This is a genomic window from Devosia sp. A369 (assembly GCF_054489345.1).
In genome coordinates this window covers 58,932-78,820 of sequence record NZ_JBTMWV010000011.1, presented here as the reverse complement: position 1 = coordinate 78,820, position 19,889 = coordinate 58,932, and the positions used below count along the sequence as shown (strand labels likewise).

Annotated in this window: 11 protein-coding genes; 3 read left to right on the top strand and 8 right to left on the bottom strand. The window is 57.1% G+C overall.

The genetic code is table 11. The annotated features are described in order from the left end of the window. The first annotated feature begins 119 nt into the window (after window positions 1-119). From ACX3OZ_RS14515 to ACX3OZ_RS14505, 3 genes are read left to right on the top strand one after another with little or no spacing between them, the layout of a single operon-like run. Window positions 120-1,862: an SIR2 family protein gene (locus ACX3OZ_RS14515; protein ID WP_459104756.1), complete on the top strand. Its 1,743-nt coding sequence runs from the start codon at window positions 120-122 to the stop codon at window positions 1,860-1,862. Further along, window positions 1,859-2,482, top strand: a complete 624-nt coding sequence (locus ACX3OZ_RS14510) for a hypothetical protein (RefSeq protein WP_459104755.1) — start codon at window positions 1,859-1,861, stop codon at window positions 2,480-2,482. Before ACX3OZ_RS14515 ends, ACX3OZ_RS14510 begins: the two co-directional genes overlap by 4 nt. After that, complete coding sequence (locus ACX3OZ_RS14505; RefSeq protein WP_459104754.1) at window positions 2,479-4,920, top strand: AAA family ATPase; 2,442 nt, start codon at window positions 2,479-2,481, stop codon at window positions 4,918-4,920. The genes ACX3OZ_RS14510 and ACX3OZ_RS14505 overlap by 4 nt, the downstream gene beginning before the upstream one ends. A gap of 10 nt (window positions 4,921-4,930) precedes the next feature. Here the strand turns inward: ACX3OZ_RS14505 and ACX3OZ_RS14500 are convergent, their stop codons facing one another. The 8 genes from ACX3OZ_RS14500 to ACX3OZ_RS14465 form a co-directional block, all read right to left on the bottom strand. Next, on the bottom strand, window positions 4,931-6,883 hold the full coding sequence (locus ACX3OZ_RS14500; RefSeq protein WP_459104753.1) for a TniQ family protein: 1,953 nt from the start codon (window positions 6,881-6,883) through the stop codon (window positions 4,931-4,933). Further along, window positions 6,880-7,926 carry an AAA family ATPase gene (locus ACX3OZ_RS14495; protein WP_459104752.1) on the bottom strand — a complete coding sequence of 349 codons (1,047 nt, stop codon included), beginning with the start codon at window positions 7,924-7,926 and terminating at the stop codon, window positions 6,880-6,882. The genes ACX3OZ_RS14500 and ACX3OZ_RS14495 overlap by 4 nt, the downstream gene beginning before the upstream one ends. Beyond that, window positions 7,923-10,349 carry a DDE-type integrase/transposase/recombinase gene (locus ACX3OZ_RS14490; RefSeq protein WP_459104751.1) on the bottom strand — a complete coding sequence of 809 codons (2,427 nt, stop codon included), beginning with the start codon at window positions 10,347-10,349 and terminating at the stop codon, window positions 7,923-7,925. The genes ACX3OZ_RS14495 and ACX3OZ_RS14490 overlap by 4 nt, the downstream gene beginning before the upstream one ends. Then, window positions 10,343-11,194: a hypothetical protein gene (locus tag ACX3OZ_RS14485; protein ID WP_459104750.1), complete on the bottom strand. Its 852-nt coding sequence runs from the start codon at window positions 11,192-11,194 to the stop codon at window positions 10,343-10,345. Before ACX3OZ_RS14485 ends, ACX3OZ_RS14490 begins: the two co-directional genes overlap by 7 nt. Before the next feature lie 182 nt (window positions 11,195-11,376). Further along, window positions 11,377-11,610 (bottom strand): hypothetical protein, encoded by a 234-nt coding sequence (locus ACX3OZ_RS14480; protein ID WP_459104749.1) that lies wholly within the window; start codon window positions 11,608-11,610, stop codon window positions 11,377-11,379. Beyond that, window positions 11,603-13,564 (bottom strand): AAA family ATPase, encoded by a 1,962-nt coding sequence (locus tag ACX3OZ_RS14475; protein ID WP_459104748.1) that lies wholly within the window; start codon window positions 13,562-13,564, stop codon window positions 11,603-11,605. Before ACX3OZ_RS14475 ends, ACX3OZ_RS14480 begins: the two co-directional genes overlap by 8 nt. 270 nt (window positions 13,565-13,834) lie before the next feature. Further along, window positions 13,835-16,978 (bottom strand): helicase-related protein, encoded by a 3,144-nt coding sequence (locus ACX3OZ_RS14470; protein WP_459104747.1) that lies wholly within the window; start codon window positions 16,976-16,978, stop codon window positions 13,835-13,837. Further along, the gene (locus ACX3OZ_RS14465; protein ID WP_459104746.1) at window positions 16,975-19,887 is read right to left on the bottom strand and encodes a DUF1156 domain-containing protein; all 2,913 of its coding nucleotides are present in this window, start codon (window positions 19,885-19,887) and stop codon (window positions 16,975-16,977) included. The genes ACX3OZ_RS14470 and ACX3OZ_RS14465 overlap by 4 nt, the downstream gene beginning before the upstream one ends. Window positions 19,888-19,889 lie beyond the last annotated feature (2 nt).

Sequence of the window (19,889 nt, the reverse complement as noted above, 5' to 3'; positions counted from 1 at the left end):
TAAGCCCATCCTCATCTAAGGCGATCTTGCGTTTCAATGAATTTCACATCACAGTTTTAATAAGCGTTTCGGTGCGTGGGAATATCCCGATCGCGTCGCATCTCGTTTGGAGTTGTAGGATGCCGACCGCCACCGAAATCACTGTGCTTGAAACCCTTGGAAAACTCGACACTGATTTCGCGGCTGCCGCCCGTGCCTTTGAGAACGGCGAGTTTGCTTTGTGGGTCGGGTCTGGAATTTCCAGGGAAGCTCCCAGCCTGGGCGACCTTATTGAGAAGACCGTCGAATATTTGAGGGTCAAAGCGACCACCCCAGGCGAAGCCGACAAGTTCATGCCGGCGCTTGTGGAGGCGCTTACTATCGCAGGCTACACCCTAGCGTCCGTGCAGGATCGTATGGGGCTTGAATTTAATAGTTGGCCCGAGTTCAAGACGATCCGCAATGAACTGTGGGGCAAATACTCGGACCTTCTCGACATCCGGATTGAGGGGGAAGAGGACGACTTCCTGCTTTGGGATGTTATGGACATCCGCGACGCCTTTGCGGATCCGAAACCCCCTGCATCTTCCCATCTCAGCATCGCATTGCTGATTCTAGAGGGCGCTGTCCAAGAGATCGTCTCTGCAAACTGGGATGGTTTCATAGAAGCGGCCGTGAACAAACTCGCTGGGGACAAGGCCGGGAACCTGCAAGTGGTCGTCGACCCTCGAAATCTGAGGGATGCACCAGCCAAGGCACGGCTATTGAAATTTCATGGCTGCGTTGTTCACGCCACTGAAGAGCCCGACCACTATCGAAAATTTCTGATCGGCAGCAAGACCAAGATAATAGAATGGCGAGAAGCGCCTTTGGCTGTGCCCATGCGCAATGAAATGGTTTCTGTCGCGACCAATTTCAAAACGCTGATGGTAGGACTCTCGATGCAGGACATAAATCTGCAGTCGGTGTTCGTTTCGGCCAAGCAGGCCAACCCATGGCCATGGCCCTGTGCACCTGAAGCGCAGGGCCATGTATTTTGCGAGGACGCGCTCGGCGCTGGTCACCTCCAAATGCTCAAAACCGTCTATTCGGACGCATATAACAACAACATCGCCGCCATAAAGAGCAGTGCGCATTTTCAGGCCTGGGGCGAACAATTCCTGCTGGCAATGGCCATTAAGGTGATCACCGATAAGCTTTCGGTCCTTGTGTCCTTGCGGCTCAATGACAGCCCAGCCATCGCAGACGTAGATCAATTGCACGCCTCCCTGAATCGCCTTCGGAACAAGGTTGGTGCTTTGGCGGAAGGACAGAGGACCGTTCTGTTCACCAAGGGCGTTTCTGCCTGGTCTAGATTGGTGAGCGTATTTCGCGACGGCGTACTGCCAATCAATGCTGACACTTATCAGCCAATCAGCGGTGTACCTGTAGGCAGCTTGGCGAATGATGCCAACGTGGTAGTGGCGGGGTTTGGAGAAATGGGACTGGCTTTGACTTTTCTAGAAAATGGAGAAGAGGCCGGGCTGTGGCACCTAGACTTGCCCGAAAATGATGGGTTCACGAGTGGCGTTCTAAGATCCACTGGCAGTTGGCCAGACGCCCCCGAGCGACCGATCTTTTTAGTTCGATCCGCCGCCGTGGCTTTGAAGCTCAAAGAAAGTGGCGCGTTCGCCAACGACAATTCAATAATTATCCATGCCGACGATGCCTGGCATCAACTGGCCTCGATAAATTCGGCATCGCCATCAGCAAGAAGCCCGTCCAAGGCCCCTGGAAGAACTGGTACCACCGGTCCTACGCACGTGAGCATCGCCCATATTGTCGCGATAAACGGCAGCCTTGCCACGTTGCGTCAGCGTTTTATCGAGGCTGTAACACTATGAGTAGCGCTCTCGTTGATGTTCTGGTTCGAGCATTGGTTCATGGCGGATACACGATCCGCAAAACACCATTCAAAGTCGCTTCGGTTGAATTCGATTTCACTGCCGCTATGGTTGGCAGTGGCGGTCGCTCCCTTGATCTTGTTTTAGTCGTTGACACCGCCACCGGCAGCTATGGTGACCTTGACCCCAGCAGAGTCAGGCAGCGTATCGAGGCATTGAGCAGAGCTCTGGACATAACGGGATCGCGCTACGTCATAACCACAATTCTCGCCGGTGCTTCGCTTACCGGCGTCATTGAGGCTTTGTCCAACACATGCCGTGTTCTGACTGTCCAAAATATAGCACTCAACGATGAGGGTTTACCGGCAAACGACGCTGCGGCTCGGGAACTGGAAGATCAAATTCGAATATTGCTTCCACTTAAGGTAAACTTTGAGGACGAAGCTGACGACATCTTGGAAATCGACCCCATGAGCGATCTTCTGACGACATTACCAGACGGTCTGGACCTTGGAGTGATGACTGAGTTGGCAGAGGCCTCAAGGCTGGGAGAAGACGAGGTAAAACGCGTACTTTCTAAAACGGTTGAACGCGCTCTAGCAGCCGAAGGCACGCCATGAACGCCCCCATGCTTCAACACCTAACTGTCTCCAATTTCCGGAGCATAAAGGGCGAGGTGGTGGCCCCACTCGACGCGAAGATGGTCCTTCTTCACGGTGAGAACGGTGCCGGTAAGACCAGCATGCTTTCTGCGATCGAGCTAGCCCTTACAGGTCGCGTGATGTCGCTTCAACGTGCAGATCCTTCCTACGAAGAACAGCTATTGCACAGAAGCGGCCTCACCGACTCTCCGAAGGAAGGCCGAGTGTCCTTGACCACTCAGGGGTTGCTGGAAAACAATTCGTTCGGGACAATACTAACGTCATCGGGGCAACAGGGCGGTCATCACCTTAGCGCAACCGACGCCTCTTTTTTCAGCGAGCGGTGCTATCTGCCGCAGGCGATGCTCGGCCAACTCCTACAGATTTACCAGGATTCAGATTCATCCAGTGAGTCTCCGCTCTCCAGGTTCGTCAACGACCTGCTTGGACTTGATAGGCTGGACGCTCTGGAGGGCGGCCTTAGTGCGGTGGGTGATCTTCGCAACTTCAGAAAAACCACCGAGACTTTTGGATTTACCGAATCCGAGAAAACCCGGATCGACCGTGAACTCGTCGATCTTCGTGGAACACGGGAAGCCTCAGTTGTAGCCTTGGCCTCGGCGTTGACCGAATTGAACAACGCACGGTCCAAGATCGGCTACCTGGAATCCGTCGACGAGAACGGCCTCGATGGGGTTGCTCAGCAACTGATTTTTGTTGAGGACGAAGCACTTCTGGCTCGTTTTCACGACGGGCAAAGGCGCTTGGACGCCCTAATGCGAGACCTAAGCCAACGTCGTGAAGACGTGAGTTCTAAAGACGAGAATGAGCTTCGGGACCGGCATAAGACGGCTGCCGCTTCCCTGTCGAAATGGCAGTCGGAAAATGCCGCTCGCATGAACAGCATTCGAGAGGTACTGGCTCGGCTAGTTCCAGATTTGACCGCTCCGACCTCGGACTGGCCAACTTATTTCACAAACGCATATTCCATAGTGCAGTCGCGACATGCACAGGCCCAGCAGCGCGCACGTCAAGCCGGTCTTGATTCCGTACGTCGCGACGCCATCATCGAAGAAATATCTGTAGCACGGGCGAGTCTCACTACTCTCGATGGCGAGCTGGGCCGCATCTCCAAGAATTCCAGTGTTTTGGCCGCCTCGCTCGCGGAAATCGCACAGTTCATTACTGACGACGTATGCCCAGTTTGCGAACGCAATTTTGCGGAGACGGGAAAGGCATCCCTGTCTGAGCACGTAGGCCACCGCATTCGAAACCTTTCCGGTGCTGCCGAAAGGCTTATTGGCCTCAGCCGATCACAGGTGGACGCGCGCACCAGAATTGATCGACTTGAACAAGAAGCGGCAGAGGTGAATGCTAGGGCGAACGGAGTCGATGAGGCCAACCACTGGTCAAAGCTGGCCGCTGAACTCGGTAATTTGTCTAGCGAACTGGCCTGGTCAGTCGATGTCGTGGACGAAGGAGCTTCGCTCGCCCGCGAGGAGCATAAATCAAAGCGTGAACTTGAGGCATTCTCTGGCCTGAATTCCTTTGTCACCCAGTCGTTGGTTGACGCTACAGAAATCGCCAAGTCGCTTAACCTAGTAATTTCGGCCGCAGATCATGAGCATTCGATTGAACTACTAGCTCAACTCATGAGCACGCACACTTCAGATTTGGTCGCCCGCGTTGAGGCACGTCGGATGGCACAAGATGCCCTGCGCCGATCGATAGCCGAAAAAACAAGAAAGACAGCTGTCGAAACCGAGATCAGGAGTGTCTCCGCCGCCCTTCAGGTCGTTGAAAACGCGCTAGCTCGCGCTCAAACGGTTAAAGCTCAAGGGCAAATTGTTCGCGGTCACGTTGAAAAGGTTCGATCTGACATCGTCAGACGGGTGTTCAACGATCGGCTCAACAAGCTTTGGAGGGATTTGTTCGTACGTCTAACGCCCAATGAACCATACATACCCGCTTTCAGCATTCCGCAAGACTCTACCCGGAGGCTGAGACCCAAGCTTGTAACCCACCATAGGTCCGGCTCGTCAGGAGGCACTCCAGGGGCAATGCTCAGTGCGGGGAACTTGAACACCGCCGCTCTTACGCTGTTCACTGCGCTTCACCTGACCGTAAAGCCAAGGCTTCCATGGCTGATCCTGGATGACCCCATTCAGTCAATGGACGACGTGCATGTGTCGCAGTTTGCCGCTCTTCTCCGCACCCTTGCTAAGGACCAGGGGCGCCAAATTTTCGTTGCTGTTCATGACAGGCAACTGTTCGAATACCTTCGTCTGGAATTAAGTCCGGCATATCAGGGCGATAGTCTGCTCACCCTTGAACTCTCTCGGGGTTCGTCTTTGGATACACGCTGCATATTCAACCGACTTTCCTACCGAGAGGAGACTGCGTTGCGTGCAGCGTAGATGCCATCTGCTACGCCTTTAACTCCAGCCAAGGCTCAACCGCCGCCCTGTCGAAGATCAAGCCGCCTTTGACAGGGAATGAATACGCCGGGCGGATCTGATGGGCATTGAGCCAGGCACCCACTGCCTGCGGGCTGTTACGGCTTCGAGCTGCTACCTCGTTCCCGAAAATGAACCTGTCAGCGAATTCCAGCACGCTGCGGTAGTCGGCTGCACCGTCCTCGTCGACATTAAGCAATCCATCATTCGCGCAGGCCATGAAGACGTGATGGTTGTAGATCCCTAACATGAGGTTGGCGGCCACTGCGGACACTCTGCCGATGTCGTGGTCCTTCGCTTCCCGATGCTCTTCCAGGATGCGGTCGCGCTGCTGTTCGATGCCTCGAAGTGAGATGGACCCGAACAGGTTCCTGGGCTTCGGTTGGGCGGCGACGTTCCGGTGAAGCTGAGCGTCGACCCTGTTGAAGAACACCGCCATGAGAACCGGCAGCCACGGTCGACGGCCAGCCGGAAACATCAGCATTGCGTCCGAGAATGAAATGTAGCCCTTCGTTGGCTTCTGGAACTCCAGACCCTGCACCACCATGTCGACCAACTGGTCTGCGCTGAACTTGGAGTAGTAGCGGGAGTCAGCCCCGGCCAGGTCGATGGCCGTGTCGCGCGCCGGGCCGGGCTGGTCATCGAGGATACCAATATCACAGAGGTCTCGAATCCCGTCCGGCGGCAAGCCGAACAGAACGCTGACGCTGGGCTCGCTGACCAGGTCGAGATAGTGATCGAGCACGTGCAGCGCCTGCCGTGTGATGAACGAGACCGGTGCCATCGTATCACCGGACCGGCGATACTTGATCATGTTCGGGTGGGCGCCCATCCGCGTGGTGATCCTCGCGGCCACCGGTGCCAATCGAAGCAGCTGCCTCACGCCGACATAAGTCCCCAAAGGCAGCTGCCGCGTGGTCTTACGCTGATTGCTGACTTCCGGGCTGGCATCGCTCAATGCCTGGTCCAGAAGGTTGACCAAAGTTGCCCTAAGATCAGCCGGCAGGTGCGGGTCTTTGCCCAACTGTGCGAATGCGCCGAACTCTTTGTTGATACCCCACTGGCCTTGCCGGCTCGCTGCCCGGCCAGATGCCTCGGCACAGAGTGAAGAGAAGCCTGCAGGCCAATTCATCAGACATCGACCAGCCCTGGCCAGCGCCTCGGGATGGACGTCGCCCACCGGCAGGCGCTTCTGGTGCCAGGCACTGGTAGGAATGCCCTGCTCTTCCGCAACAATGGCGTTTGCCACCGAGATGGCAAGTTCGAACAGCTCCCCTCGGTTCAATCCAGAGAGGTGGCTGTGCAGAATTGGAAGGCGATCATACTTCGGCGCCGGATCGACCAGGCAGACAACAAAATCCAGAGCCTCTTCGTCGACCACCTCGATAATGGGCTGAGGGAAGTCACGCAGATCGACAAGCTGTTCTGGCAGTCCATCGGCATCACTTCCGATGCAATGCTCGCAGCATTCCACGCGCCAGGTCTGCGTGTACCCAAGTTGGCCGCCGCAGACCGGACAGTTCGAAAGCAGCTGTTCCCTGGTCTGGGGATCGAAGGTGATGGGGCGCACACTCCAGACCGCTTTGATGTACGCCTTATCCTGCATGGCGCGCGGCGACAGCCGTCGCTTTCGGGTTTCTCGGTGCTTGGCTCTGAGTGGCACACCGAAGAAGTCGATGAGCCGCTCGTCCACCGCAGGGTGGTACAGACGCCGAATGGCCTCTGCCGAAGTTCCCAGCACCTCTGCCAATTCCAAAGCAGTTTCGAGGCTTTTTCCGGCGAGCGTTTCCGGACGGATATGGCCGAGGCCTGCCTGCACCAGGATGTCATGAGCATGCGGGTAGTAGTTGGCGCCGGCGGCCCTGGCGACCAGGCCGGAGAGGCTTTCATCGGGAAGCGGGGTCACAGGCCAAAAGATGGTCATGTCGCCGCCGAGACTTCGACCTGAAGCACGTCTTTCCGGAAAGGGTTGTAAGTGCACATGTTGTTCGGGATGGCGCGTGTGTCGACAGCCAACGCCAGATCGTCATATTCGACCTTGGTTCCGTCGCGTTCCAGGACATGGAACACCGCCTGTTCCAGAATGCGAGAAACCACGCCGACGCATCCGCCGGACGCCGCCCAGAGCTTTTCAGGAATGTCGTCTTCAAGGAGATCGGTTTTTTCCGTCAGTAGCTTGTGCTCGATCAGCTTACCGGCCGCTTCTTCGCAGTACTCCATGAAGATGGCCACATCCTCATCATCGCTCCACCGCAACGGCGAGAAATCGATCTTGTCCATTTCGCGATTGGTCAGCTGGATGTCGATAGCCAGATGTTCGCGGGCCTCGGTGACGCCGACAAAGACCATCGGGACCAGTCCCCTGATCATCATGGTCTTGAGAGTATCCGTGACCTCGGTGCTGGTGATCTTGTGAGACTTTTCCATTTTACCGTCAGGGCGTACGGTCTTGCTTGCCGAAAGATGCTGGATCTCATCGAGGATGACGAGTTCGGTCTGTCGGCCGATCTCCTTGCCTGTGGCGGGATCCTTGTATGTTCCGGCAAGATACTCGTAGACTCGGCGGAGAAGAACGGGACCGTCACCCTTGTCCGCAAGGGGGTCGCCCAACGCCCGGAGAATATCGGCTGCCATGGACCGCACCGACGCCCTGGGCGACAACGTTACATGCAGAACGAGCTTCTGCTTTTCGGCAATTTCCAGAACATCCATATCTGCGGGAAACAGCTTCTTCGCGATGACTTCGGGTACGACCTTGTCTTCGATGTAGGAGCGGATGGCAGTGGACTTGCCGGAATGGCTGGGTGCGAAGAATTCAATATAGCGCTTCGGGCTGCGTGGTGTCAGCCGCCCGGCTTCTCGAGCATCGTCGAGTTTTTCGTGCACGCCTGGAATACGCGGGTGCTTGATGCGCATCATCTCGAATGCCGCGATGACTGTGGCGCGACCGACCTTTTTGTTCTTCATTTTGCGTCTCCGCTGTTTTCGCTAGCGTTCATGCGAGCCGCGACCTTGGCCCTGATGGCGGCGATATCCACCTTGGGAGCGGGATTGCCCGGTGTTCTTGGAAGACTGGGCACAGCTGGGACCGACTGGTTCACCTGCACGGCCTCTGCCTTCTTCGCGCGATTTTGGGCTCGGGTTTTCGCCCCCTTGGCCTGACCGGCTTTTCCACCGAACGGGCGTCCACGTTTCACTTCCATCGGATGGTCGGCGCGCTTGGCAGCTGTATCGTGCGGAAGATCGTATTGGGACGACCGGTCCACCTTCACCATCTCGACTCTGTCGCCCGGCATCAGCTCCTTAAGCGGCTCGATGACACGGGCACGCCGATGACGCTCAACCGATTTCATCCCAGGAAGGATATCGAGCAGGTACTCGCGATGGGCGACGCGGGCTCTGGCCTTGTCGTCGTCTGAGTGGAACTTCATGGACCGCTCGGTTGCCCATTCCTTGATTTTGGCTGCCGCATACCAGCTGAGGTCGTGCGAGAATTGCCGATGCCAGTTCGGCAGCGTCACTGACAGGCCGGTCGTGGGGTCAAAGACGTGAGCCTGGGTTACGTCACCCGGATCCCACGTTACACGCACCCTGATCGTCCTCGACGATGTTACGCCGCGCCGCTGACGGCTCAGCTTGGCCAACGGGCCCAAGCGGTTCATCAACATCGACGTGATCTGCGGATCGTGGAAGCGATGGCCGTCCACCGTCACGCCTTCGGCGGTCAGCAAGCCGTTCTTGGACCTGCCGATGACCTTGTCGAGCATAGCGATGTCGTCGACGGTGGCACGGTGGCGAAGTTCCATCCCACGCCTCCACTTAAGTGCCGGCGCCATGCCGATCGTGCTGTGGGTTTCGACATGGTAGAGAGTGACGATGGCGTTCCACATCGCACGTTCAAGCTGCGACCTGGTGAAGGCCGCCTCAGCCTCCGCTCCGATGTCCAGCTCCCGCCGCTGCTGCGGTGTCAGCGGCAGCCCGCCAGGGAGCTTGTGCCAAAGGACGGTATTCAGAGTTCCGAAGATGCGCTCGACATAGGCTTTGTAGGTCGGCCTGCCGACCGGGGCCCACATGACGTCGATACCGGCAGCCTCGCAGGACGCCTGGAACGACGGGCTAACGAATTCCTTGCCGTTGTCGACGATGATGGTGAAGGGCCGCCCCCACCCATCGTCGGCACCCTTCCATCCAGCATACTCGTCCAAAAACCCTTTAGGGCGGACGACCTGCTTCAGACAGGCGATCACCGAATGAATGCTGGGCGGCTCATAGCCGATGACGGCGCCGACGATCATTCTGGAATAGCAGTCGATGGCCAGCGTGAGCCACGCCCTGGCGACGAACAAAGGCTGACCTTCATCGTCCTCGACGATAGCCCAGGCATCGATCTTGGTGTGGTCGAACATGACGTACTCGAGCGGCCGGGTCGCCTCGAAGGTGCGTCCCCGGCCCTTGAAACGCCGGTTGGCATTGTCGACGCCGTAACGCTGGGCCCAATGCCACCAGTCGGCATTCTGGTGAAGCCAAAGCCGGATCGTCTCGTCACACGGCACGGGATAGCCAACCTTCCTCGCCCTAACAGGACCGGCAAGCTGTTTAGGCTCAAGTAGCCGCAGCGCGAACAGATCTCGTTCCGTTTCATCGCCTTCGAATTCGAGGACTTCCGGTTCCTCGGTGATCATCGGCAGATGATGCCTTTCGGCAATCAGCTGGGCCTCGACACGAAACTGATAGATGGCATCTCCGATGGAGACCGTGTCGTCATCCCAATAGGTCTCAATCGCGCGCACGGAAGCGTCGACAATTTCCTTCGGCCAACGCCTTTGCCGAAGCTCCTTTTTGCGGTCGGGAAAAAATGCGGTCAGCGGGCGTTCACCAGGCGTGCCGCATTCATCTACGGCGCGAAGCAACGAGCTTGGCGAAGGCTTCCAGGTGAAGCCCGCTTCCAGCGCATCAGGCAGATGCCTTTTGATAATGCGGGCGACCCCGCTACGGCCTCTGGTCGGCACCGGCTCATTGTCGTAACGCATCACGTAGAAGCGAAGGGTCTGCTTCCGAACGAGCTCATCCTTCTGCCGTAAGCGAAGGTCACGTTCCGCTACCGTAATTCCGCTTTCATCAGGATCGAGGAGGAAAACCGGATCGATCTCGGCCTGCTCGATGAGCTGACCGTGTTTGTCCAGACGGATCCGTCTAGCCTGGCCGCTCGTCGTCCGCATCCGCTCGAATTCGTCTACGGGGATATAGATTTCCCTGTCCGTACCTTCGCGCCGAAACATGAGCCTGCCGTCGCGCATTTCCTTGGCGAATTCAGCCACGATCGGCATGTCTTCTTCGGCGAGGACAAGCGAATAGAGTTCACCTGTGGTGACGTCGAGCTGGGTTACCATCGCGGTTGCCCCGTCACTTCGAAGATGGCCATGTCATCAGGCATACGAACGACGACCGTGTCGGGTCGCAGATCGTTATTCATGTCGATCGACACGATCCGGCGCACATGCAACGCGGCGGCTTTGCCGATGCCGCCGCCGCCCAATGCTGCGGTCAGTTCGCGAAGCGTCGCACGTCGAGCCTCGCCAAGGACGGCACGGGCGGTGGTGATGTCGGCCGGCGTGATCGAGACATCGTGGTCCAGCATGATTTCGCGGACCGAAGTGGCGATTGCCGGATGGTCGATATCGGGGGAACGGTCTACCCAGATAAAGCGCCAGTTGATGGCTTCGTAGACCTGACGGGCCAGCTCGATCTTCCGGTCGTAGACGGGATCTTCGAGACGAGGGTCGTCGTCGCCTTTAACCTCGACGATCAACGTCATCGTTTCGGATACTTTGGTGCCAGGGCGCCAGTTCGCCACGGCTTTTGCAAAAGGCACGCCCCCGAGAACCGTCTGGCCGAATACCCTATCGACGGTCAGCCGAAGGTCGGGGCGGTACATCCACTGGCGGGATTCGCCCGTGACTTTCATGAAAAGTTCGTGCGGCTGGCTGAGCAGCGCCCGCACGGGAGACGCGGTTTCGCAGAGTTCGATCATCGGCAGCTCGGCGGTGACCGACTCCCAAGGCATCGAGCGCATGCCGGCCTTGATGCAGCTCTTGGTGCCGACCAGGTGCGGCTCTCGACCGGTAATCAGATCGATGATCGGTCCGCCGTCTTTCATTTCCTCGATGCGCGCGAATGTCCGCAGGCCGTCCACTTCGATCTTTCGCTTTGTGCGCGCCGCCTTGTCTTGGCTCATCGAATTCACCCCAAAATCGCCGGTGGGACTTCCAACACCGTGCGATCTGCTTCGGAAAGAAGTGGTCACCCCAAGACGTAGCCTGCCAATCCTTTGCAAACGCTGAGAAAAACTGGCTAACGACTGCTGAAGGGGAGCCGCAAATTGCGGCTCCCTGTATGTCTGGGTATGCTCAGCAGCTTCTACGCCGCCGGATCGCTCCGTCCGGATGGCCGCCGGGAAGACGGCAGCGGGAACGGCAGGACACCTTCACCGAGCGAGGGCTGCTCGAGACCGGCCTTCTGGCAGGCGTCGAGCTGAACGGTCCTGGCGATGGCGACCAAGGCCCTGTGTGCCGCGTCTTCGAAGCAGCGGTGACCCATCTCGTCGTGGACGCGAACGAGGCGTGTGATGATCCTGATCAACAGCTCATCCATTGTCGATCACCGTGCGTTCGATGTTCATGCCGGCGACTTCGGCGATGATCTCCAGAAACCGAGGACCGTCCACGTGTCGGCGCTCCAACAGTTCCACTGCGATAGCGTCGACGAGAAGCCGTTTCTGCCGACAGATTTCAACCGCGACCAGATAAAGCCGGCGCAGGTCCGCCTCTACCTTGGCAGCAATAGCCGGCTGGTAAGCCAGGAGCCTCGGCACTTCCTCGAAATTGCCGCGATACATGAGGCTGTCGCCGAGGCCGATTCCGAGATGGATCAAGCCAAGAGTACTGGTGGCGTTGCCGAGATCGCTCCGTTCGTCACCGCCCGAGCCTGCTCCTACATCGCCCAGGATCACTTCCTCTGCAGCACGGCCACCTAACGCATGAGCGACGTAGAGTTCGATCTCCGACTTTGTCGTTCCTGAGTTATCGTGGTTCACGATCGTCCGGCCGCCGTTGTTCCCGCTTGCGACGATAGAGATCGTCTTTACAGCTCCGAGACCGATGGTGTGGGCAACAACGGCATGGCCCGCTTCGTGAATGGCAATGCGACGAAGCAATTCTTGCGGCCGAGTGTCTTCCGGCGCGATAGCGTCGAGCAGGTCCCCCATTACCATGGGTCGCCTGCCAGCTCTGGCAGTTCGGCGCGCAGCTTTGACCCATTGGACAACATGTGCACCGGAACGACCGACCCCAAGACGGGCGGCGGCGATCAAGTCGACGTCCGGAAGGTCGCTACCCAGATGTTGGCGAAGAATGCCGCAGAGGGCAGTCTCGTCGGGCGGCGAGATATAGACGAAACGGTTCAGACGACCTGGGCGCATGATCGCGGGATCGATTTTTTCCGGATGATTCGTCGCGCCGATTACGATCAAATTGCTAGTGGTGACCGAAGTAGCGCCATCGAGGACCGTGAGCATGTGGCCGATGACAGGAAGCCACCAATCGGAATTCCGGGGTGACAAGGACGCTCGCGATGGCAAACCCTCAAGCTCGTCCAACAGCACGATCGCAGGCCCGACGGCCCTGGCATCGGCGAACACCTCGTCGATCTGCTTGATGACGCTGTCCAGATACCCCGGCGAATTGGCGAACCAAGCACCGACCGAGGTGGCGATCAGAGGCAGGCCGGTGCTGCGCGCCAACGATCGCACGAAGCTGGTTTTGCCAAGGCCGGGAAGCGACGCCAAAACGATGTTGCGGTCCAGTTGAGAAATTTCCAACTCGCCGCGGCGCCACGCATCGAGATCTTCGATCAAATTGAGCGCCCAGACCTTGGCTTCGCCGTAGCCATGCAGGTCTTTGATCTCCGGGACTTCGGAGCCCATGACCTCGGCCCGCCGCTTACTCAGCTGCGCGCGTTCCATTCTCTTGATGCAGGCCTGGGGCGTGGAATTGGGACGGATGCTCGATGCGATGTCGTCGAAAGTCAGTCCGGCTGCGATGGTATCGGGAACGTTCTTCGGGAGCTTCCCGGTTACGGCCTTGATAGTAGCGGCGATAACGCGAGGCGACGGCAGCGGCAAGGTGATGGTCAGGTCAGCAGCCGAAACCATCGCCGGCGGCAACAACTGTCTTGGGGACTGAGAGACGCCGACGATGCGGCCACCCCCGGCCAGGGCTTGGACGACGGTCGTAGCAGCGCCGTCGTCTACGGCACGGCCCCGCGGAATGGCGCTTTTGGCGATGTGGACGTGCCACTCCCCGAAATACCTCAGAGCCGAATGGAGTGGAGCCACCCAGTCGCTGGAAGGTGCCTCTACGATCAAGCAGAATCCCTGCTGTTCGCTGATCTTCTTGATGCCGGCCATGCCGATCACGCTCTCGATCAGCGCCCTGGGAAGTACGCGAAACGCTTCCTTGCCGGATTTGCCGAGCTTGGGCGAGCGCGGAGTTGAGGTCAGTTCTTCTTCGTTCAGGCCCTCGAGCCAGTCGTTATCGGTGTCTGCCATGATGTCTATTGCCGACAGCCTAGGCGCGATCAGACGCCCAGCTTAATGCCGGTCCTCAATGCCCATTGCGGGCGGATATCGGGAATGGTTCAGGCGCTCAGGAGCGCGATAGTCGCGATATCGATATCAAGGCAGAGATGCGAACGCAGGCGGCCGCGGAGATGCGGCGGGCTGGCAGACCAGCGATGTGCGCAGAAAGCGACATGGGCGGTTCTCGTTCGTGAGTTGAACAAATAGGGAACGATTATTGTTCCGTCAAGTGCCTCAAACTCAGTATGGCGACCTGTAGGGTTCTAGATCAGGGAAAATCGGGCTACCTGGCGTCCAAAACTCGACGCTCTCTCCGTGCTGCTCATAGAAATCTCTATCGGTCGTAACTCGAATGGCAGTCTCCATCGATCCATCGAGATACCTATAGTCCTTGCCATCAAGTGCGGCAGCTTCTGCGGGCGGGGGAAGCATGATGGGACGGTCTAGGATAGCTCTGAGATCAGAAAGGGTAAGGGCGGGGTCCGGTCGTATCGGCAATTCAAGATCATCATCTGCGAAGTCCGCAAGATCTATGCCTTCATTGCCGGCTTCGAATGCCAAGTCGACCGCATGGACCGCTTCTTCGCGTCTGTCATCGGAGCTGCCATGGGTGGCGAGCACCGTCGAGCCGATGAGGCCAGGAAGTTTGGCGAGGATCGGTTGCAATCCTCCCACCACGCTTTCGAAAACGTGGATTCTGCTTCGGAGGGCTTTGTAAACATCAGCTTCCACGGTGTCTTCGTAGTGAAGATTGATGATCCGTATATCGGGGAACTGTTGTCCAAGGCGATCGATACGTCCTATCCGCTGTTCCACTCGCATGGGGTTCCAGGGCATGTCATAGTTGACCAGCGCCCCACAGAACTGGAAGTTCAGTCCTTCCGACGCAGCATCCGTGCATAGCAATATGTCTGCACGACCCGAACGGAACCGCTTCTTGACCTCGTCTCGACTGATGGTCGACCAGCTTCCGTCGCTTGCCAGGATTTCACCGCCCCTGCCGGAGAAGCACATTACCGAGCGCCCTTCATCGACCAAGAGTTGTCGAAGATAGTCCATCGTGTCGGTGAATTGGGTGAACACCATAACCTGCGGATAATGCGTGTTCGTCAGATCGTCGATGACACGTCTCAACCGCAGCGCCTTCGTGTCCACCGGCAATTGCCCTATGGCGTCGATGAGGCTTTGAATATCGGCAAGCTCTTCCGACTTCAGGGCCGCGATCTCATCCTTCTTGAAATCGTCCGTATCGGTATCTTCACCTGCTTCCAGCAAGTCCGCCGTGTCTTCCTCGAGGCGTCTGTCATCGGTGACGCCAGCGCGCCTGTTCTCCAGCGTTTTCCGAAGAGCATAGAAACTCGAAGCCAGGCGTCGCCTGTAAATCGTCATCACGAAACCTACCGCGTTCCGGGCGTCGGGCGAAGCGGAGTTGTAAGTCTCGGAAATATAGTCCTCGACCGCCGTGTAGAGGTGCTGCTCCTCCACCGACAACGGGATAAATTGGTCTTCCACCTGCCTGGTGGCCACCGGCGTGGCAATCTTGCCCGCCTTGAAATAGCGGCGCAGCAGTTCTCGAGTGTGTCTAGAAATCAGAGCACGAACCGGAGTGATCTTTTTGATGATCTGGACGGCGGCACGCTTCTCTTCCGGCGAGAGCATCTGTCGAGGTATCGAGGCATTGTCGCGTAGAGCAGAGAGAACCCGCTTGGACTTCAACCTGGAAAGACCCGTGAGGCTTTCGACGTAGACGAAATCCGTTGGCCGATAGGTGGCCTCGGTGGCTCGGAAGAGATGCGAAAGCCACTCCAAAGAGTCGCTAGTGACATTGGGTTTAGCCACTTCGGCAAAGAACCGAACGAAGGCATCCGAAGTCCATTCCTTGGGAAGTCCCAGGAGGTCCAGAAGGTCCCAGAGCTCGCTGACGTGCACCTGCAGTGGCGTCGCGGTCAGCAGAATAAGACCTTCTGTTTTGGCACGCATACCGCGCATCAGCTGCAGTAGACGGTTTGGCCCTTTGGACTGCACGCTGCCGGCGCCCTTAGTCCTGGCGTGATGTGCTTCGTCCAAGATCACCAGATCCCAGGCCGCTGCGTCATCAAGGATTTCGCGCTGGCGTTCCCGGCGCCTTGCCAAGTGGCTGGACATTATGACGAACGGCTGGCGATGCCACTCCTCTTTGGAAACCTGCTGTTCCAGCGTAGAGCCGCGGCCAGGCGATTGGAGCCAGGACAGTTTGTGCCCATCATATACGGGCCAGCTGAGATTGAATTTTTCGCGGAGTTCGAGCTGCCACTGCTTGCAGACGTTCTTGGGTGCCAGGATGATGATGCGGCGCGCTTTCCCTGCCAACCACGCTTGCCTGATGAGCAGGCCTGCCTGAACGGTTTTGCCCAAGCCCACTTCGTCTGCGATCAGCAGCTTCGGCGGCCACTGACCATACATCCTGTCGAACGCGCGGATCTGGTGCGGCCATGGAACCACCGCCGACGTCGCTTCGCCGACACGCTCACCGCCGTGAGGTTGATTGGCGGCGTTGGCTATCTTCTGCCATAGAGCTCGCCGTTCCTCATCGACGAGAGCAGGGAGATCTGGGACTGGGACCAGTTCCACTTCGGGATCAGGCGTTTTGCTGACGCTGATCAACTTGCCTGCGTTGGCGTCATCCAACAAATCCCTAAGCCTTCTCGGGACCTGGTCGGGGTCCGGCATAAATGTCAGAAGCTGGTCGCGGATCGCCGATGGCACGTCCAACGTAACTACGGTTTTTGCTTTATCCGACCATATTTTTAGGAAGCTCTCCTCTTCCAGATCAACCCGAGCAGGATCGATCCAGGACGTGAACACGCTGAAGCTTTCCCAGTTACGGGTCCAGCCACTCGCGCTCTCGTTCACGCTGCCGGTAAACGCGATGCGGTCGCCTGTCTTATCCTCGATGACACCCGTCTTTTCGTGGAAGATACTATCATCAAGTACGGGCTGCCGATTTTCATCGCAGGGAATAGCCACTCGGACATCAAGATGGCCTTTGGCGATCATCCAAGCCAACAACTCTAGGGCGTCAGCTTCTTGTTGGTTGCCTGCACCCAGTAGGGGCATCTTGAGCAGGTGGTGCTGCACCGTCGCTCTCAGCTCCTCACCTTTCTGGATGGCTTCCGCCTCGGCAGGCCCTAGCGTGCAGCCGACAACCATACGCATACGACCGTTGTTGACGATAAGACCTTCCACACCACGCGCCGCCAGCGTGAGGGCACGGGCGGTGAAATAACCAGTTAGTCGATCGTATCTAACCGCCGACGTCAGGGACGGGATATAGAAAGACCTGACGAGACTACCCTCGTCAGGTGTGTATTTCAGCTTCCAAGCGGTATCCCGGAGCAATGTCATTCGGAAGCGACTGGATCGGCGACAAACAACGCAAGTTGATGAGGTCGATCCACACGATCCGAGAATGCAAGCCTCCTAAGCTTTTCCAGCGCTTCGAAGTCATCCGCAGATGCTTTTGCATCACCTGTGGCCACATCGAAGCCGATAAACGATTTCGACGGAGGCAGCACCTCTAATACTGCCTCTAGCGATGCCAGAAAATGAGGGTCAGCCTCGAGACCGTTTGCTTTGAGGATCGACAGAGCACCAGCAACCGATTCTTTTCGCCCTCGATATGCAGCAGCATGAATGGCATCAAGCATAGACTTTGAACCGTCCGCAGGGCCGATGGCACCTTTTGCCGCTCGAGTGGCGCTGTCCCACAGTTTCAGGTTGGAGCTATCCTTCTTTTCACAGATTTTACCGATCATTTGGTCCAAATCCGCGCCAACCGCTCGTGCTAACCGCAGTCCCTCATCATAGCTAAATATGGGTGACTTGAAAGCATCCCAAGCCAAGACAAACCAGGATGTGGTCGCATCGAGTTCGGCGTGACCTTTGGTATGTGTGAGCTGGTTGAGACGCCACGTTTTCACTTCTCTACGCGCGGCGTCTAGAGCATCTTCAGGGGTGACTGCGTACGGGTCGAAAGCCTCCTCGAACAGCTCAGCCTGCTTCCTTCGCTTCCTCGCCAAAGGTTCAGGTCTCGGGCTGCCTCTCTTAAGAGGCCAATGCCGAGAAAACTCTTCCAGAGCCGGCCCGAAAGATGCGAGATATAGATCAACGCCGCTTACACCGGATTGCTGGAACTGTTCGACACGGGTCCGCACAGCGGCCGCGACTAGGGGTTCAACATCCTCCCAGTAGGTGACATCAGCATTGTCGGCGGCAGGGCGAGGACGACACACAAGGAAAATCGTGGAATTGGCGGCTGCCTTGTCTTTGATATGGAGAGAGCCCTCAGCCTCCGTGTTAACCGGCCAAGAAGCCGTTATAATAAACCCCGCCTCTATAAGTCCTTTTGTTAAGGCATCCCATGCACTTGTGTCTTTATGGGTGAACATAACCGTCATGATGCCATTGGATTTCAGTACGCGGCAGCACTCACGGAAAATAGCACTCATTTTCTCTTGATAGTCACGATTAGCTAACGCGTCTGATCCTTTCTCACCTTTGAAGTGAGCCTTATTCGCTACGGCTTCTGATTGTTTATCAGTGAGACGCCTAGTAAAAAGATCTGGCACGACAAGGCCAGCCGTCCGTTTCAGCCATACGTAGAAAAAGTCAGACAGTTCGGCATACATAACGTTGGCACCGTATGGTGGGTCCATAACGATGAGATCGACAGACCCAGATCCCATGTGATCCAAAGCCGCCCCAGAACCCGAAGACACAGATATTGACTGCTCTTTTGCCGCGACGGATGCCGGCTCAAACAATGGGCCAACGTCACTGCGGGGGGTCGAAAGCTCGACAAGTTCTTTGATGCACTTCGATGTCTGGCGAACAACCCAGTCGAAGCCGAGCCCTTCTACAAGAGGAGCCATTTCGACATAGGACCACTTGATCGAAAAGTTGTGGCTATCGAACGTATTTGCCATAACTTCGCGCTGTACAATCCAGCGGGTAGACCGCGAATTGTAATCCCGAAGCTTGTCCAAACTGAAGCTGAGATACACGTAAGCAGCCCGCCGCAGCTCGCTTAGCATTCCGGAGCTACGATCTTCTTCCACCATTTCCTGGAAGGTTTCGACGGCATAGCCATGCACCAGTAATTGGCGCGCCGAAAACATATCACGCCATCGGTTCATGCCATAAAGTCGATGCCCCCGATCGTAGTTGGAAATATCATCAATAGGCTCTGTAGGAATGGTGCCGTTACTCTCCCACTCGCTGAACTTGTTCTCCCATTCTTCTAACTTTGATGCCGACGTAATGTCTCGTTGGTTAGGCGATCGGTACGCTTTAACCCACTCGGCCTTTCCAGCTCTTCCATTCTTATTTGTCCGCTGCACTGGTCGTTTGTAGACGACAGCAAACAGCTGGTCGCCCATACCACCTGCTTGGGCTTGGCGCTTTACTTCATCACCATCAACAATGCGACCGCATTCTGGATACGGGCAGGTGGCATCGCCACTGGAAACAGTTCCTGCGCTTTGCTCTTCGGCCGAGTTCACTATTTCGAAGGAGCAGAGATTGTCCGTACCAGGAACAATCCTAACACCAGTGCCCTTTGCATTTAATCGCCAGTTCGGCGACAGCGGGATCTTGCCCGAGCAATATGGGCATTCAATTGTCCTCGCCCATAGATAGGCGTCCGGCCTATTGCCGTCGTCTTCAGGGCGGAACTCTCCGCTAAATTTCGCCTTAACGCGGCTTAGGAATGCTGTGCTGAGGCTTCCAAATTCCTTATGAACAGCAAGACCAAATCGCTTTGGATAGTCGACCGTACCTAGCAGTATGGTTGATGCGACAGGATTCAGGTCGTTGGCGTAGGTTTGAAGACCCAACCTAACGGACTCTAACGGAATTGCCCCGCCGCCTGCAGTTGGATCGAGCATAACTATGGCCGGATCAACACCTAAGGCCGTCAGCTCCGCGGTGTTGGGCTGATGCGTGAACGCCCGCTTGTAACCGTACGCATCTTTGCCAAGACGCTCCCCTTTTCTATCCGCGATCTCGATCCTCTTCTTGGAAGCGACGGGATCCCCGTGAATGCCCAACGTGTGCATGAACTGGTCCCGATCGGTGGACTCGGGCAACAGCGAGGCTAGAATGGCCGCTCGCGATGCCACCAGTGGACGACGAGCCCACCACACATGAAGGTAGTAATTGGGAGGGAGAGCCGTCATCGACCGCCGCTCGCGGACGCTTTCCTCCCCCAAGGCGGCAATTGGAAGCCAACGCTCTATTAGCCGCGTATCCGACATAG

Bases quoted from the DNA above. Each gene is read 5' to 3' on its own strand.
- ACX3OZ_RS14505 (WP_459104754.1), top strand. From the start codon at position 2,479: ATGAACGCCCCCATGCTTCAACACCTAACTGTCTCCAATTTCCGGAGC.
- ACX3OZ_RS14475 (WP_459104748.1), bottom strand. From the start codon at position 13,564: ATGGCAGACACCGATAACGACTGGCTCGAGGGCCTGAACGAAGAAGAA.
- ACX3OZ_RS14510 (WP_459104755.1), top strand. From the start codon at position 1,859: ATGAGTAGCGCTCTCGTTGATGTTCTGGTTCGAGCATTGGTTCATGGC.
- ACX3OZ_RS14515 (WP_459104756.1), top strand. From the start codon at position 120: ATGCCGACCGCCACCGAAATCACTGTGCTTGAAACCCTTGGAAAACTC.
- ACX3OZ_RS14490 (WP_459104751.1), bottom strand. From the start codon at position 10,349: ATGGTAACCCAGCTCGACGTCACCACAGGTGAACTCTATTCGCTTGTC.
- ACX3OZ_RS14485 (WP_459104750.1), bottom strand. From the start codon at position 11,194: ATGAGCCAAGACAAGGCGGCGCGCACAAAGCGAAAGATCGAAGTGGAC.
- ACX3OZ_RS14465 (WP_459104746.1), bottom strand. From the start codon at position 19,887: ATGTCGGATACGCGGCTAATAGAGCGTTGGCTTCCAATTGCCGCCTTG.
- ACX3OZ_RS14470 (WP_459104747.1), bottom strand. From the start codon at position 16,978: ATGACATTGCTCCGGGATACCGCTTGGAAGCTGAAATACACACCTGAC.
- ACX3OZ_RS14480 (WP_459104749.1), bottom strand. From the start codon at position 11,610: ATGGATGAGCTGTTGATCAGGATCATCACACGCCTCGTTCGCGTCCAC.
- ACX3OZ_RS14495 (WP_459104752.1), bottom strand. From the start codon at position 7,926: ATGAAGAACAAAAAGGTCGGTCGCGCCACAGTCATCGCGGCATTCGAG.
- ACX3OZ_RS14500 (WP_459104753.1), bottom strand. From the start codon at position 6,883: ATGACCATCTTTTGGCCTGTGACCCCGCTTCCCGATGAAAGCCTCTCC.